Origin of the sequence: Archangium sp. (assembly GCF_036388035.1) — a bacterium.
Classification (GTDB): Bacteria; Myxococcota; Myxococcia; order Myxococcales; family Myxococcaceae; genus Archangium.
The window spans coordinates 1-15317 of record NZ_DASVSO010000592.1 but is presented as its reverse complement, the minus strand read 5'-3'; the positions used below and the strand labels follow the sequence as shown (position 1 = coordinate 15317).

The 15317-nt window shown below is 71.6% G+C and carries 10 protein-coding genes and 2 pseudogenes; 3 read left to right on the top strand and 9 right to left on the bottom strand.

Annotated elements, in window-relative coordinates; translation table 11 throughout:
• Nucleotides 1-506 (top strand): Smr/MutS family protein (locus tag VF697_RS24165; protein WP_331098851.1); only part of this gene is annotated, 506 nt, incomplete at its 5' end.
• Between the two features lie 159 nt (nt 507-665).
• On the opposite strand, the pseudogene VF697_RS24160 reads toward VF697_RS24165, so the two are convergent.
• From VF697_RS24160 to VF697_RS24120, 9 genes and pseudogenes are all read right to left on the bottom strand, one after another.
• Nucleotides 666-842: pseudogene (locus VF697_RS24160) on the bottom strand (IS3 family transposase); the annotation flags it as partial.
• Nucleotides 841-1165 (bottom strand): annotated as a pseudogene (locus tag VF697_RS24155) (transposase); the annotation flags it as partial. The pseudogenes VF697_RS24155 and VF697_RS24160, both read right to left, overlap by 2 nt.
• A 92-nt stretch (nt 1166-1257) precedes the next feature.
• Nucleotides 1258-4848, bottom strand: coding sequence for a hypothetical protein (locus VF697_RS24150; RefSeq protein ID WP_331098847.1), 3591 nt, complete (start codon nt 4846-4848; stop codon nt 1258-1260).
• Complete coding sequence (locus VF697_RS24145) at nt 4845-5756, bottom strand: ABC transporter ATP-binding protein (protein ID WP_331098845.1); 912 nt, start codon at nt 5754-5756, stop codon at nt 4845-4847. Before VF697_RS24145 ends, VF697_RS24150 begins: the two co-directional genes overlap by 4 nt.
• A gap of 113 nt (nt 5757-5869) precedes the next feature.
• Complete coding sequence (locus VF697_RS24140; protein WP_331098843.1) at nt 5870-6775, bottom strand: hypothetical protein; 906 nt, start codon at nt 6773-6775, stop codon at nt 5870-5872.
• Nucleotides 6775-7698, bottom strand: a complete 924-nt coding sequence (locus VF697_RS24135; protein WP_331098841.1) for an ABC transporter ATP-binding protein — start codon at nt 7696-7698, stop codon at nt 6775-6777. The genes VF697_RS24140 and VF697_RS24135 overlap by 1 nt, the downstream gene beginning before the upstream one ends.
• Nucleotides 7695-8108 (bottom strand): GntR family transcriptional regulator, encoded by a 414-nt coding sequence (locus VF697_RS24130; RefSeq protein ID WP_331098839.1) that lies wholly within the window; start codon nt 8106-8108, stop codon nt 7695-7697. Before VF697_RS24130 ends, VF697_RS24135 begins: the two co-directional genes overlap by 4 nt.
• A gap of 226 nt (nt 8109-8334) precedes the next feature.
• Nucleotides 8335-11793, bottom strand: a complete 3459-nt coding sequence (rnr, locus tag VF697_RS24125; protein ID WP_331098837.1) for a ribonuclease R — start codon at nt 11791-11793, stop codon at nt 8335-8337.
• 118 nt (nt 11794-11911) lie between these two features.
• Entirely contained in the window at nt 11912-13312 is a 1401-nt protein-coding gene (locus tag VF697_RS24120) for a protease inhibitor I42 family protein (protein WP_331098835.1), read from the bottom strand.
• Between the two features lie 236 nt (nt 13313-13548).
• On the opposite strand from VF697_RS24120, the gene glp reads away from it, so the two are divergent.
• Both glp and VF697_RS24110 read left to right on the top strand, forming a co-directional pair.
• Nucleotides 13549-14775: a gephyrin-like molybdotransferase Glp gene (gene glp / locus VF697_RS24115; RefSeq protein ID WP_331098833.1), complete on the top strand. Its 1227-nt coding sequence runs from the start codon at nt 13549-13551 to the stop codon at nt 14773-14775.
• Between the two features lie 66 nt (nt 14776-14841).
• Nucleotides 14842-15317 (top strand): GTP cyclohydrolase II (locus VF697_RS24110; RefSeq protein ID WP_331098831.1); only part of this gene is annotated, 476 nt, incomplete at its 3' end.

Below are 15317 nucleotides of genomic sequence, written 5' to 3'. Positions count from 1 at the left end.
AGGTCGAGGCGCCGCCGCCGCCGGAGCTGCGGGTGGGAGCGTGGGTGCGCCACTCGGGGCTGAACAAGGACGTGGAGATCCTCGAGGTGACGGGGGACCAGGTGCTGGTGGCGGCGGGCATCATGAAGATGCGCGTGCCGGTGTCGGAGCTGTCGGGCTCTCGGACGGCGAAGGCGAAGGAGGCGAAGTTCCCGGAGCGCAACAAGCAGGCGCAGCAGATCCAACGCGCGAAGGCGGCGGCCCCGGAGGCGGTGGAGGCGACGAACTACCGCTGCGACGTGCGAGGCATGCGAGCCGAGGACGCGCTGGGCGAGCTGGAGTCCTTCCTGGACCGGGGGATGCGCAGCGGCGAGGAGTCCGCGCTCATCATCCACGGCCACGGGACGGGCGCGCTGCGGCAGGCCATCCGGGACTACCTCGCGGCCTCGCCGTACATCCGGATGTTCCGCCCCGGTGAGAACCACGAGGGCGGAGACGGCGTGACGGTGGTGGCCCTGCGGGCCTGATGCGTTCCCCCGCCAGTCCCCGCGACTCGCGCGGGGAAACCTCCGCGCCTCTGACGGACTCCGGGGCCGACCCCACCGCCCAGGAGATCGAGCAGACGCTCGCCCAGAGTCGCGCCTCCGCCGAGCAGTGGGCTTGCCCCGGTTACGTGGACAGTAGGATTAAGATGCCAACTTCTGCGGTAAGGCCGCAAGCTCAAAATCCACTGGACTGACATAACCCAGCGTCGAGTGCCGCCGCTGGCGGTTGTAGAAGACCTCGATGTACTCGAAGAGCGCCGTGCGAGCCTGCTCGTGCGTGGCGAAGTCGGCGTCGTGAACGAGTTCCATCTTCAGGCTTCTGCGCGTCAATGAACTCGAACTTCACGTTGAGCCCTCCCTCGCGAAGAAGGCCGCTGCTTTTTTAGGAGGTCGCGCTCCATCTGCAGCTGGCGATTTTCCTTGCACAGCCGCACCAACTCCTCCCGCTCTTCCGTGGTGAGCGCGCCTGCTGGGCTCTTGCTCTTGCCCCCGTCTGCCTCGCGCACCCAGTTGCGCAGGGCCGACTCGATCAGGTCCAGGTCCTTGGCTATCTGGGGCAGGCTCTTGCTGCCCTCGCGCACCAGTTTGACTGCATCGGCCCTGAACTCCGGGGTGAAACTCCGCCTCTTCCTTCGCTCCATGGACACTACCTCCCGTGTAGCCGACTTATGAGGTCTGTCCACAAAACCGGGGCAGGCTCATTCAGCGCGTCCGCGGGCCCGGAGGGAGCGGCTCAGTGTCGGCCAATCAAGACCGCGTCTTCGGTCTCTGTGTCCACGGTGTTGTCCTCGGGGTTCACGTCGATGAGGAGATGGCGCGGGTCGATGCCGGCGCGCGCGGGCCGCTTGGGCACCGTCACGGTGAGGCGCTGCTCTCCCGAGCGCACGCGGGTCATGCGCAGGTGCAGGGGCTCGCCCTGCCCTTCCCCCTCCGCGGCCGCGTAGACGCCGAGCTCGACGGGCTCGTCCATCGGCACCTCGGTGAGGTGGCCCACCTCGTCCACCACCCCCTTGCGCGCCACCACGTCGAGGCTCACCCGCCAGGCGCCCCCCTCCGCGGGCTCCACCGTGGCCCGCTTCGTCTTCAGCTCCCAGTAGGTGTTGGCGGCGAAGAGGTCGTGCAGCAGGCCCTGCTGCTCCCGCGGGGTGACGGCCCGCAGCTCGCGGTACAGGTCGAGCGAGGTGGGCAGGGGCGGCTGCCCGGCGCCGTACTTCTCCATCATCGTGCGCAGCGCCCCGTTCACCCGGGCCTCCCCCACGTACTCGCGCAGCGCGAACATGGCGAAGGGGCCCTTGCGGTACGCGTGGAACCACTCCACGGCCTGCAACAGCGGCACGCCGGCGCGCGAGCGGGGCGTGAGGTACTCGAGCCGCATCACCGCCAGCAGCCGCTCCAGGTGCGCGCGGCCGTAGGTGCGCTCCACCACCCCCAGGGCCGAGTACCAGGACAGGCTCTCGTTGAGCAGCGGCGCGCCCACCACGGGCGCGGGCTTCAGCTGGTTGCCCCACCACTTGTGCGCCACCTCGTGTGCCACGACCGCGAAGGGGAAGTCCACCTCGCGCGGGTCGGCCTCGGGCTGCAGCTGCGAGAAGCCCTCCTTGTACGAGACGTTCACCGGCGCGGAGTGCAGCCCGATGCCTTCGCCCGCGTGCTCCACGAAGCGCAGCTGGCGGTGCGGGTAGGGGCCGAACTGCTCGGTGAGGAAGTCGAGCGAGGCCTGCATGCCGCGCAGGATGCGCTCCACGTTGCCGGGGTGGCCCGGGTGGTGGAACACCTGCAGGGCCACGTCCCTCCAGCGCGCCTCGCGCACCGCGTACGCGGCCGAGTAGAGCGCGTAGTCGTGGGAGATGGGCACGTCGGTCACGTAATGGAAGTAGCGGCGGCCGCCCTCCGTCCACTCGCGGCGCAGGGCCCCGGGGGCCACGGCCACCTGGTCCGCGTCGGTGCCCACCACCGCGTCGAAGGCGATGCGCACGGCCCCCTGCTCCCGCAGGCCTTCGCTGTCCTCCAGCGTGGGGACGGGGGGCCGCGGCGCGAGGCCGTGGGCGCGGCGCACGCCTGCCTCGTTGAGCTCCCGGCCCTGCTGGTACCCGATGGCCGGCAACCAGCGACGCGGCAGGACGTAGGTGCCATTGCGCACGACGGACGCGTCGGCCCAGCCGTGGGTGAAGCCCCGGGGAGCGAAGCGCACCTCAAAGCCCAGCTGCAGGGCCTCCCCCGGCCGCAGCGGCGGCTGCAGCGTGTAGACCGAGTAGCCGAGCTCCGCGTCCACGTGTGAGGGCGTGGCGACCCGGTCGAAGCGCAAGGGACCCGTCTCCACGCCCTCGGCGAGGCCGACGTGCAGGGTGGCCATGGCCTCATGGCCGCGGTTGACGAGCGTATAGGTGCCGCGCAGCTCCGCCCGGCGGTGCTGTGGGTGCAACTCCACGTGCAGCTGCACGGCGGTGAGCTGTGGCTGCGGCAGGCGCGCGTACTGGCCGTAGCGCCGCTCGTACTCCGCGCGCGCCTCTTCGACCTGGGCGCGGGTGCGGAACGGGTGGAGGACGTGCGTGTTGTACGCGATGAAGCCGCCCACCCCGAGGATGGCCGCGCCGGCCAGCGCCCCGGTGAGGGCCACGGGCCGCGTGAGTCGGCGGCGCGCGAGCAGGAGCCGCTCGCGCGGGCCCGACACCCGGCCCCGCACCCACAAGAGCCGCGCGGCCACCGCGAGCAGCAGCGCCCACGCGGTCCAGTACGCCTTGAACCAGGCCCAGGCCGTCAGGTACGGGCCGAAGCCGCTCAGGTCGTTGTACTCCCAGCCCGGGTCGGACCCGTACACCCACAGGGGGTCCTCGAGCCCGAGCGTGGGCCCGAAGAAGCGCAAGCCGTAGACGAGCAGCAGCACCGCGTGGCCGACGTACTTCTGGTCCACCAGCACGTGCACGCCCAGGCCGAGCAGCGCGAAGAGCAGGTGGTCGGCGAGCTTCAGGCCGAAGAGGACGGACAGGTACACCCGCGGCTCGAAGGCGGCATGACCCCGCAGCACCTGGATGAGCAAGGACGTCGCCGTCAGCGCCGCCTGCAGCAGCACGATCATCAGCGCGAGCCCCGCGAGCTTGCCGAGGAAGGGGACCCAGTCTGGCGTGGGCGCGGCGTCCGCCAGCTCGCTCACCCCCGCCTCCCGCTCGCGCCACACCAGGCCCCCGGCACAGAAGATGACGAGCAGCGGCATCACCATGCCCAGCAGGTCCCCGTTGGCGCTGATGAACTCGGTGAGGAGCCGGGTGGAGGGCGCCTTCGGCACCCCCATGTGCTGCATGATCTCGGGGGCGACGAGCAGCAGGAACAGCGGCATGAGCACGAGCGCGACACCGCCCGGGCCGGCCATCAGGGCGCGCAGCGACTGCGCCGCGACCGCCCACACCTGGCGCGTCCGGGCCACGGCACCCGGAGCGGGCCGCACCGGGGGCACGGTGATGGGACCGATGCGGGCCGGCGGCGACAGGACGACGGCCGCGCGCCGACCGCGGCCCGCCTCGACGCCCGGGTGGGCGAAGCGGAAGCGCAGGTGGGTGAAGGCGAGCGCCGCCGCCGCGAGGGCGAGCCACAGCAGGCGGTTGGCGGCCAGCGCCTCGGCGAGCCCGAGCAGCTGCGTGTTCTTCTCCCCGGGCGTCCAGGACTGCGACAGCTCGTTGAGCACGGTGAAGCCGATGGGGTCCACGAGCTTGCCGGCCCCCCAGTGCTTCAGCGCGCCTGCCACGTAGATGCGCCCCGTGAGGGTGGTGGCGAAGAGCAGCACCGCGCCGAGGTAGGCCGTCATCGCGCGCCGGCTCAGCACCGCGAGGCTGAACATCAGCGCGCAGGTGACGAAGGCGTTGGGCAGGGTGATGCAGAGGTAGACGCCGGCGTACGCCGCGGGCCATAAGGGCCCGAGCAGCTCGGGCTCGGGGCCCGGCGCGTAGGCGGCGAGCAGCAGGCCCAGGGGCACCGCGAGCACCACGAGCGCCGTCAGGGCGAACGCGGCGAGGAAGCGCCCGCCGAGGTAGGCCGTCTTGCCCACCGGCGTGGTGTAGAGGAGCGGATGCATGCGCAGCTGCACGTCGCGCGCGGCCGCGTCGCCGGCGAAGGGTGCCGCGACCGGCAGGCCCATCAGGCTGGCCAGCACGGAGACGACGGCCAGCGCGAAGGGCGAGTTGAAGAGGTAGCCGCCATCACGCGCTTGCTCGATCTGGGCCTCGTTTGCCACCTGATAGACGAACCCGAGCAGCAGCACGAAGGAGAGCCAAGGCGTGACGCGGCGCGCCTGCAGGCCGAGCTCGTAGCGGAAGATTTCTCGCAGCATCATGACGCCACCTCGATCCGGGGCTGCACGGCGCGGGAGACTCCGTGGCCACCCATCACGCGGAAGTAGACGTCCTCGAGGCCGGGCTCCGCCGGCTCGAACCCCGCGCCCGGCAGGGCCTCGGCGTACACGCGCACCACGGTGCGCCCGGCCAGCAGCCGGGTGGAGAGGACCGCGTGGGTGCGCTCGAGCGCCTCGAGCTCGCCGCGGGGCACGACCTTGCGCCAGATGCGCCCGCGCAGTTCCTCCACCGCGCGCAGCGGCTCACCCTCCAGGAGGATGGTGCCGCGGTCGATGATGGCCATGCGGCTGCACAGCTCCGCCACGTCCTCCACGATGTGCGTGGAGAGGAGGACGACGCTGCGCTCGCCCAGGCCGCTCAGCAGGTTCAAGAAGCGCACACGCTCGGCGGGGTCGAGGCCGGCGGTCGGCTCGTCGACGATGATGAGCCGCGGGTCGCCCAACAGCGCGACGGCGACGCCGAAGCGCTGCCGCATGCCCCCCGAGAAGCCGCCCAGCTTCTGCTTGCGCACGTCGTGCAGGTTCACCTGGTGCAGCAGCGCGTCCACCGTCTCGCGCCGCACCCGCCGGTCGGTGAGGCCCTTGAGCACCGCGAAGTGCTCGAGCAGCCGCTCCGCGCTCTCCCGCGGGTACACGCCGAACTCCTGCGGCAGGTAGCCGAGCGACTCGCGCGCCCGCTCCTTGTCCTTCAGCACGTCCACGTCCCCCAGATGGACGCTGCCGCGGTCGGGCTCCTGCAGCGTGGCCAGCGTGCGCATCAGCGTGGACTTGCCCGCGCCGTTGGGGCCCAGGAGCCCGTACATTCCGGCGGGAATCGTCAGCGACACGTCCTTCAGCGCATGCACGCCGTTGGCGTACGTCTTGGAGAGGTTGCGAATCTGCAGGTCCATGGGTGCACCGGGGGCAAGGGAAAAGCGGGCAAGGCGGGGGCGGCGTCGTCCCCGCGAGCGGTGCGGGAACGGAAGGGAACAGGACGGAGCTGCGTCTCAGGGCGCGGCGGTGCTCAGCGGCGCCGCTGCTCCCGGTGGCGGGAGGCGGCGGCCCACAGGAGGGCGAGCGCCGCGCCCGTCCACAGCAGCGTGGCGAGGGCCCAGTCCCCGACGTCCGGCAGGCCCTCCCAGGCGTTTACAATCTCCCCGCCCGGCAGCCGCACCTCCCCGCTGAGGGACTCGGTGCGCGCGGAGAGGAGCGCGTCCAGTCCGTAGCGGCCGACGAGGAGCGGGGCGAGGTCGGGTGCGAATTCATCGAAGAACCAGTTCACCCTCAGCACCTGGGCCAGGGTGACGGTGAGGACGACGCCGGAGACGAACCCGACCACCCAGCGCAGCGGGTGGCGCAGGCCCAGCGCCATCGCGCTGCCGAAGAGATAGAGCGCGCTCGAGGAGGTGAAGGACACGAGCCACAGCACCGGCTGGGGCTTCCACTGCACCGTGCGCAGGGTCTCCGGGACTTCGCCCATTCCTGGGACGTTGACGGTGCTGTCCACCAGGCGCAGCGTCACCTCGCCCAGCACGTTGCCGCCCGTCAGCAGCGTGAGGCCGAGCATCCAGAGGAAGAAGAGCGCGACGGCCACCATCAGCCACAGCCAGCCCGCGAGCACCTTGGTGAGGGCGTGCTGGCGGCGCTCCACCGGCAGCGTCCAGAAGAAGGCGGGGCCGAAGCGCGGCTCGCCCTTCCAGACGGCCAGGGGCAAGAGCAGCCCCGCGAGGCCCGGCAGGAGGGTGAGCTCGGGGCGGAAGTCGAGCGGCTCGCCCGTCTCCAGCCGGTGGCGCAGGGTGAGGGCGGTGGCCAGCAGGAGCAGCACGAGCGCGCCGAGGGCGGGCACCCGCAGCGCCAGGCCCACCGCGGACACCTGCTCGCGCAGCACCGCGCCGGCGGCCGGCGTGGCGTGCAGCGTCGGGGCACTCATCACGACACCTCCTCGGACAGGAAGGCGAGGGCCGCGTCCTCGAGGCCCAGCGCCGTCACCTCGCGCACGCGGGCGCCCGTGCCCGACAGTCGCTCCACCACCTCGCGCTCCTCGCCCACCAGCGTCCACTGCAGCTCGCGCCCGGTGCCCGTGCGCCGCAGCGCACCCGCCTGCAGCTCGGGCGGCGCGGTCCAGCGCTCGGGCACCTCCACCCGGTAGCGGCGCACGGTGCGCTGCAGCTCGTGACGCGGCAGCTGCGCGACGAGCCTCCCGGCGCTCAGCACGCCCACGTGGTCGGCGAGGCTCTCCAGCTCGTGCAGGTGGTGGGTGGAGACGACGAGCGTGGTGGGCGAGTCGGCCAGGTGCTCGGCCAGCAGGGCGAGCGTGCGGTTGCGCACCACGGGGTCCAGGCCGTCCGTAGGCTCGTCGAGCAGGAGCAGCGCGGGCCGGTGGGCCAGGGCGAGCACCAGTTGCAGCCGCCGCGCCTGGCCCTTGGAGAGGGCGGACACCTTGCGGTGGGGCTCGAGGCCGAGCGCCTGGCCCAGGCGCTCCGCGTACGCGGGCTCCCACGCCGGGTAGTAGGCGGCCGCGTGTTGCAGGAGGCGGCCGCACGTCATCCAGCCGTACGCGGGCGTGTGGTGCTCGGGCACGTAGCCCACCTGCGCGCGGACCCGCGGGCCGTGGCTCGCGGTGTCCAGGCCCAGCACCTCGGCGCGCCCTGCGTCCGGGCGCTCCAGGTTCATCAGCACCTTGAAGGTGGTGCTCTTGCCCGCGCCGTTGGCGCCGACCAGGGCGTACACCGCGCCCTCCGGCACGTGCAGGTCCACACCGGCGAGCGCTGTCTCGCGCCCGTAGCGCTTGGCCAGCCCGTGGGTGGCGACCGCGGGGGCGCCACCTTCCGGCTCGGGGATGGTGCGGCTCATTCCTTCACTCCCTGCTCTGCGGCGTCACCGGAGGGCTCACCCTCCTCCTGCGCCACCTCGCGGATGCTCTTCACCAGCTCCTCCATGCCCACCCCGTTGCGCCACGCCTCGCGCAGCGCCCGCCGGGCCACCTCGCGCGACAGCGCGCGGCGCTCCTTGCGGTCGGGCTGCGCGTCCGCGGACACGAAGGTCCCCTGCCCCCGCCGCACGTAAACGACGCCCTGGCGCTCCAGCTCCCCGTAGGCCTGGGACACCGTGCGCGGGTTCACCACCAGCTGCGCGGCCAGTTCCCGCACCGACGGCAGCGGGTCCTCCGGCCGCAAGCTCCCCACCACCAGCGCGCGGCGCACCTCGTCCACGATCTGCAGATAGAGCGGCCGCCCGTCCTTCGGGTCCAGGGTCACCACCATGGCGGCGTCCGTGTAGCGGTGTTGCGCACGACTACAACACTGCACCAGCTCGCGCGCCTCCGCAAGGGGGGGCCGAAGTGGAGCCAAGCGGTGGGGTCCGTCGATGCGCTGCCAGGCGAACCGCCCTCCCCGCGCTCCTCGTTGCTGCCGGCCCGTCCACAAAACCGGGGCAGGCTCAGTCCTCGGGTTGGACCCGTGAGCGGATCACACCCCGAGGACCCCTGCCCTACCGCTTCTTCCCCTTGCGAGAGGAAGCGGTCTTCTTCGCGCCGGCCTTCGCCTTGGCTCCACCCGCCGAACGAGCCTTGGCGGGAGCCTTCTTGGCGGCGGCCTTCTTCGCCGGAGCCTTCTTCGCGGCGGGAGCCTTCTTGGCGGCGGCCTTCTTCGCCGGAGCCTTCTTCGCGGCGGGAGCCTTCTTGGCGGCGGCGGCCTTGCGAGCCGGAGCCTTCTTCTTCGCCCCACCCGCCACGGCCTGCTTCTTGGCGGCGGCCTTCTTCGCCGGAGCCTTCTTCGCCGGAGCGGCCTTCCGAGCCCCAGCGGTGGCACGCTTCGCACGCGCCGGCTTCTCCTCGGCTGCGGCGGCCTTCCGGCGCCGCGTGGGAGGCACGGCGCGAACCGGCTGGGCCTCCTCGACCTCTCCCCGCTCGCCACGGGCGGCGAGAGCGCGGATGCGATCGGCGACGGTCGGCACCGCCTCGTCGGCCCGCGCCACTTCCGTGGGAGCCTCGGCCCGCCGCTCCACGGCGGCGGGAGCCACTTCCGCGGTCTCCTCCTGCTCGGCCGGAGCCACTGCCTCGGCGGACCGCCTCCGCAGCGCCTCCGCCTCGGCCATCGAGAGCTCGGCCCCAGGGGCGCGCGGACCCCAACGCTCCTGGCGGTTCCGATCGCGTGCGGCCCGGTTGGTCTGCTTCCGCTCCTCGCGGAGTTGGTGCTTCTGGGCTTTCTGCTCCACCCGGTCGACTTCCCGCAGGGCCCCAATCGCCTTGCCCGCCACCTCGAGGGCATCGAACTCGATGCGCCGCAGGGACAGGTTCACGTTGACGAGCCGCACCCGGGCCTTCTGTCCGACGCGGACGCGGAAGCCACCCGGCAGCGTGAAGGAGTGCAGGGCCTTGTCGAAGCGCGTGCCGAACCCGAGCGAGTCGGCGCGGACAAGCCCCTCGACGTGGACCTCATCCAGCTCGACGAAGAAGCCGAACTCGACGAGGCCGGTGACGGTGGCGTCGAACTCCTCGCCGAGCCGGTCCTTCATCATCAGGGCCGCGTAGAAGGAGACGACCTCGCGCTCGGCCTGCATGGCGGCGCGCTCGCGCTCGGAGCTCTGGGCGGCCATGTCCTCCAGCTGCTGCTCCTCGCGCTCGAGCTGCCCGGGCGAGCGCTGCTGCCCGTTGCGCGCCCAGTGGGCCTTGAGCAGCCGGTGGACGAGCAGGTCCGGGTAGCGGCGGATGGGCGAGGTGAAGTGGAGGTAGTACTCGGCGGCCAGGCCGTAGTGGCCGATGTCCGAGGCCGTGTAGACGGCCTGCATCATCGAGCGCAGCAGGAGTTGGTTGAGGGCGCGCTCCTCGGGGTGGCCCTGGAGCTGGGCCATGAAGGCGTTGAGTTCCCGTGAGGAGACGTCCGAGGGCAGCAGGCGGAAGCCGTAGGCCTGGGCGAGCTGGGCGAAGACGGCCAGCTTCTCCTGGTCGGGCTCACCGTGGTAGCGGTAGACGCTGGGCAGGCCCTGGTCGGCGAAGAACTTCGCCACCGCCTCGTTGGCGGCGAGCATGCACTCCTCGATGAGCCGGTGGCTGTCCTTGCGCTCGCGGCGCTCCATGCGGGCGGGCACGCCGTCCTCGCCCATCACCACCTTGTGCTCGGGGAGGTTGAAGTCGATGGCGCCGCGCTCCTTGCGCATCTGCGTCAGCGCGCGGGCCAGCTCCCAGAGCCGCTCGAAGTGGGGCTTGAAGGCGTTGCGGTGGGGGACGTCCTTGCCGTCGAGGACGTCCTGCACCTCGTTGTAGGTGCACCGGGCCTGGCTGCGCATGACGCCCGGGTACAGCTCGCTGGACAGGAGCCGGCCGCGCGGGTCGAGCACCATGTCGGCCACCATGCACAGCCGGTCCTCCTCGGGACGCAGCGAGCAGATGCCGTTGCTGAGCCGCTCGGGGAGCATGGGCAGCACCCGGTCCGGCAGGTAGACGGAGGTGGCGCGGCGCAGGGCCTCGGCGTTGAGCGCCGTGCCCTCGCGGACGTAGTGCGTCACGTCGGCGATGGCCACCACCAGCCGCCACCCCTGCGGGTGCTTCTCGGCGTAGACGGCGTCGTCGAAGTCGCGGGCGTCCTCGCCGTCAATGGTGACGAGCGCCATCTGCCGCAAGTCCCTGCGGCCCTCGGCGCCCGCCTCCTCCGCGCTCACCACGGTGCGGATCTGGTCTGCCTCGTCCATGACCTCGGGCGGGAACTCGTCGGAGAAGCCCTGCGAATAGGCGATGGAGAGCACCTCGGTGCTCGGATCTCCGGGCTTGCCGATGGAGCCGGCGACCTCGCCGTAGAGGCCCTCGCCGGGCTCCAGCAGCTCCGCGCCCACGCCCAGGCGCACCTTCACCACGTCCCCGTCGCGCGCCATCTGGGTGGGCGGGACGCGGATGGGCCCCTGCGTCTGGAGGTTCTTGTCGTGGGGGGCGACCAGGGCCTCGCGCCGGCCGCGCTCCATGTAGATGCCCACGGCGAGCTGACGCACGCGGTCGCGCACGCTGAGGAGGCGCCCTTCCATGCGGCCGGGACGCCCCCAGGCCTCCACGACGACACGGTCATTGTCGAGCGCCCGCGCGGCCTCCTGGGGCGGCAGGAAGATGTTGTCCCCCTCGCCGGAGCTGGGGTGGACGAAGCCGTAGCCGTCCCGGTGGACGTGGAGGATGCCCTCCACGGTGAGGGTCTCCTGACCCTCCTCCGCGCCGCGCCGGCCCCCACGACCTCCCCGGTTGCGCGACTCGAAACGGCCCCCGCCTCCGGGGCGACGCTCCTGCTCGAAGCGCCCCCCACCGGGCCGACGCTCGTCCCGGGAGAAACGACCCCGGGGCTCGGGGCCACGCGCCTCGGGGCGACCGCCCCCGGGCTTCTGCTGCGGACCAGGACGCCCCCGCGGCTGCTGGGGGCCCCGCGACTCGAAGCGCTCTCCACCGGGCCGCACCTGCCGGGCGAAACGCCCCCGAGGCTGCTCGGTACCCGGGGCACGCACCTCGGAAGCCGGTACCGGGGCACGGCCACCGGGCTCCATGCGTCCCTCACGCACGAAGCGGCCCCGGGGCTCGGGACGCTCCTCCCGCGAGAACCGGCCCCGCGGGGCGAAGCGCGCATCCGGCGCGGGACGGGCCTGCTCGCGGGTGTCCTCGCGCGGGCCACCGAACCGGCGCTCCTCGCGCTCCCGCCCGGCCCCAGGCGCCGAGTCCTCGGGCCCGTGCTGGCGTCGGACGTGGGGAGGATGCCCCCGCCCATTGCCTCCATTCGAGGCTGGTCGCTCGCTCTGCAAGCGGAAGCGCTTGCCCTCCTTGAGCAGCTCGCCCCGGCGTACCAGCTCCCGGAGGACGCGCTTGATCTGGGTCTGCTGTCCCGGATGCAGGCCGGTGAGCTTGAGGAGCTCCTTCACCCCGAGGGGGTGCTTGGATTCGGCCAGATGTCGCTTCAGGTCTTGAGGAAGTTCGGTCACGAGAGATCCCAGCGGAGGGAGCCCAACGGGCCCTGAAAAAAGTAAGCCCGGTAGGCCCCACTGGGGACCCCCGGGCGGGAGAAGGTGACGTCCTGGCCTCGGAGAGCCAGGCGGACCGTCAAGGTTTGACCGTCACATTGAGCTTGAACGAACGCTCCACCTGGCCCGGGTTGAAGGCCTTGGCGAGGAAGAATTCCATCTCGGTGGCGCCCGGGTTTCGGGGCACGAAGAAGAACTCGCGGGTGGCGTGGCCCTCGGGGCCCGGCTCGAAGTTGGCCTCTCGCAGGCCCACGCGCTTGGCCACCGTGGGCTCGATGGCCCAGGTGAAGCCCGGCTGCTCCTGCAGCCGCACGGTGAAGGCATGGTTGAGCTTCACCTCGATGTGGGTGGACTGCTCGCCCTCCACATGGACGCTCTCCATGCCGTCGCGGGACATGGGCCGGGAGTCGGCGGGGCGCGGCTCCACGCTCTCCACCTCGATGCGGCCACCCCAGCCGGAGGACTTGTCCGCCACGCCGGTGACGACGAGCGTCTGGCCGAGGTACTTGCGCAACCCCTTGGCGCCCTTGCCCTCGAGGATGAAGGACACCTGCTGCCGGGTGCCGCCGTGGGACACCACCAGCACGAACTCCTCGCCCGTCATCTCGAGGTTGCCGCGCAGCGCGGCGAAGCCCTTCATTCCCGCGCCCATGCCGGCCGAGATGACCTGGGACACCTCGCCAGGAGACAGGAAGCGCAGCTTCGTCTCCGGCTCGGCGGGCGCCACCACGGGCTCCTCCACCTCGGGCTTCTTGGCGGAGAACTTCCGCACGTCCACCGTGCCGCCGTAGTTGGTGGTCTTCTTGATGAGGCCGCTGACGGAGACCTTGTGGTCCATGTAGGCCGGCAGCACCTCTTGATCCGGCCCCTGGAGGAGGAAGGTCAGCTCGCGCTTGTCGCGGCCGACCACCACCAGGTTGGGCATGCCATCCGTCACCACCAGGCGCCCCTTGAGGCTGCCCTCCCCCGTCACGCCACGACCCGCGCCCGCGGTGAGCAACTGCTCCATGTCGCGCTTGTTGAGGGGCTCGCCCACGGGGGGCAGCTTGGTGGCGCGCGGCTTGGGCTTCTCGACCGCCGGCACCGCGGCGGCCGCCGCCTTCGCGGCCGCGTCCTTCACCTTGGTGGCCGCCTTCGCGGCGACCTTGGTGACCGCGGTCGTCGCCTTGGCGGCCACTTCCTTCACCTGGGTGGCGGTCTTCGCCACGACCTTCGCTGGAGCCTCGGCCTTCTTCGCGGCGGGAGCGGGAGTCGACGCGGGCTTCTCGGCCTTCGGCGCGGACTTCTCGGCCTTCGGCGCGGGCTTCTCGGCCTTGGCTGCCTTCTTCACCGCCTTCGCGGCTCCGGCGGCCTTCGTTACCAATTTCGCGGCCGCCTTGGCCACGCTCTTGGACGCGGTCTTGAGAACACCCGGTTTCGTCGACTTGACCTTCTTCGCAGCGGGAGTCGCCTTCTTGGCCCCGGACCTGGGCTTGGCCATCGACGCTGTCTCCTTGAAATCCCGTGTCATCTCAACGGGTTGGCGCATTGCCCCCGACCAGAATCGGGCCTCGCGATCACCAGGGCTTGTAACGATGATCAGCAGGCCTGTCAAACAAAGTCTTGAAATTCCTAGGGACTTTGATCCCAAAAACAACCAGTCGCTACACGTCTGTTTCGCCGCACCCGGGGCACCGTCCATGTGCCCTGGGAGATCATCCCGAGGGAGCCCGACCCATGAAGGAAGAAGCCGCGTTGCTACCCGTGGAGGATGCGCGTGCTCGCACGCTCGCCCTGACCTCTCCCCTGCCGTCCGAGTGGGTGCGGCTGGAGGAGGCCCTCGGACGCGCCCTGGCGGTGGACGTCCGCGCGCAACGCACCCTGCCGCCCTGGGACAACTCGGCCATGGATGGCTTCGCGGTGCGCAGCGCCGATTTATCGGCCCCGCCGCCCGTCCGCCTCCAGGTGCGGGAAACCCTCTATGCCGGCCAGACGCCCCGCGAGGAGGTCCGGCCGGGCACCTGCGCACGGATCATGACGGGCGCCCCGCTGCCCGCGGGAGCCGATGCGGTGGTGATGCGCGAGCGGACGCGGCTGGAGCCCGATGGGAGCGCGGTGGACATCCTGGAGCCGGTGGGGCCGGGAAACTTCGTACGGCCCCGGGGCGAGGACGCGCGGGAGGGCGAGGTGCTGCTGGCGCGAGGCACGCCGCTCGGGATTCCGGAGCTGGGGCTGCTGGTGAGCCAGGGAATGGTGTCGGTGCCGGTGCCGCGCCGCCCCCGGGTGGCCATCCTCTCCACCGGCGACGAGCTGTGCCGGGCGGACGCGCCCCTGGAGGGCCGCATCGTGGACGCCAACGCCCCCGCCCTGTCCCTGGCCGTGCTGCGCGCGGGCGGCGTGCCCTCCGTGCTGGGCATCGCCCGGGACACGCTGGAGGACGTCTCCGCGCACCTCGCGGCGGCCGAGGGCTACGACCTGGTGCTGACGAGCGCGGGCATGTCCGTGGGCGAACACGACTTCGTGCGCGAGGCCCTGAAGCGGCAGGGGGTGGAGCAGGACTTCTGGCGCGTGGCCATCAAGCCCGGCAAGCCGCTGGCGGTGGGGCGCAAGGGGAGCACCGTCTACTTCGGGCTGCCGGGCAACCCCACCTCCTCGCTCGTCTCCTTCGAGCTCTTCGTCCGCCCGGCGCTGCGCCGCATGCTGGGGCACATGGACGTGGAGCCGCCGAAGGTGGGCGGCAGGCTGGCGGGCGAGCTGAAGAAGGCCCCCGGGCTGGCCCACTACGTCCGGGTGACGGCCAGCTGGGAGGACGGCGAGCTGTGGGCCAGGCCCTTGTCCACCCAGACGTCGGGTGCCCTACGCTCCGCGGCCTCGGCGACCCACCTGCTCCACTTTCCACTCTCTTTCAGTAGGCTGGCTACTGGTGACAAGGTGGAGTTGCTTCCTCTGTCCTGGAGGGCATGAAGAACGAACTCCAGCGGTTCGCATCCAACTTGTGCCCCCGGATGTTGTGCGAGAGAAGGGATCATCATGTCCGATACGCCCCAGGTTCTCCCGGCCCGAAAGACCTCTTCTCTCCTGGAGAAGTTCTCCGAGGCGGACGTGCCGACCCCCCGGGGGGTGCTGCGCACGGTCGTCTTCCGTGAGAAGCGCAATGGGCGTGAACACGTCGCGCTGGTGGTGGGCACCGTGCAGGGGCAGGAGGGCGTCCCCGTCCGGGTTCACTCCGAGTGTCTGACGAGCGAGGTCTTCGGCAGCCTGAAGTGCGACTGCCGCGAGCAGCTGGACCGGGCTCTGGACTTCGTCACCCAGAACGGGTGTGGGGTGGTGCTCTACCTGCGGCAGGAGGGGCGGGGCATCGGCCTGGGCAACAAGATCAAGGCCTACGCGCTGCAGGCCCAGGGCCTGGACACCTACGAGGCCAACCGGAAGCTGGGCTTCCCGGACGACCTGCGCAGCTACGACATCGCGGCCGAGATGCTGCGCACGCTGGGAGTGCGGTCGGT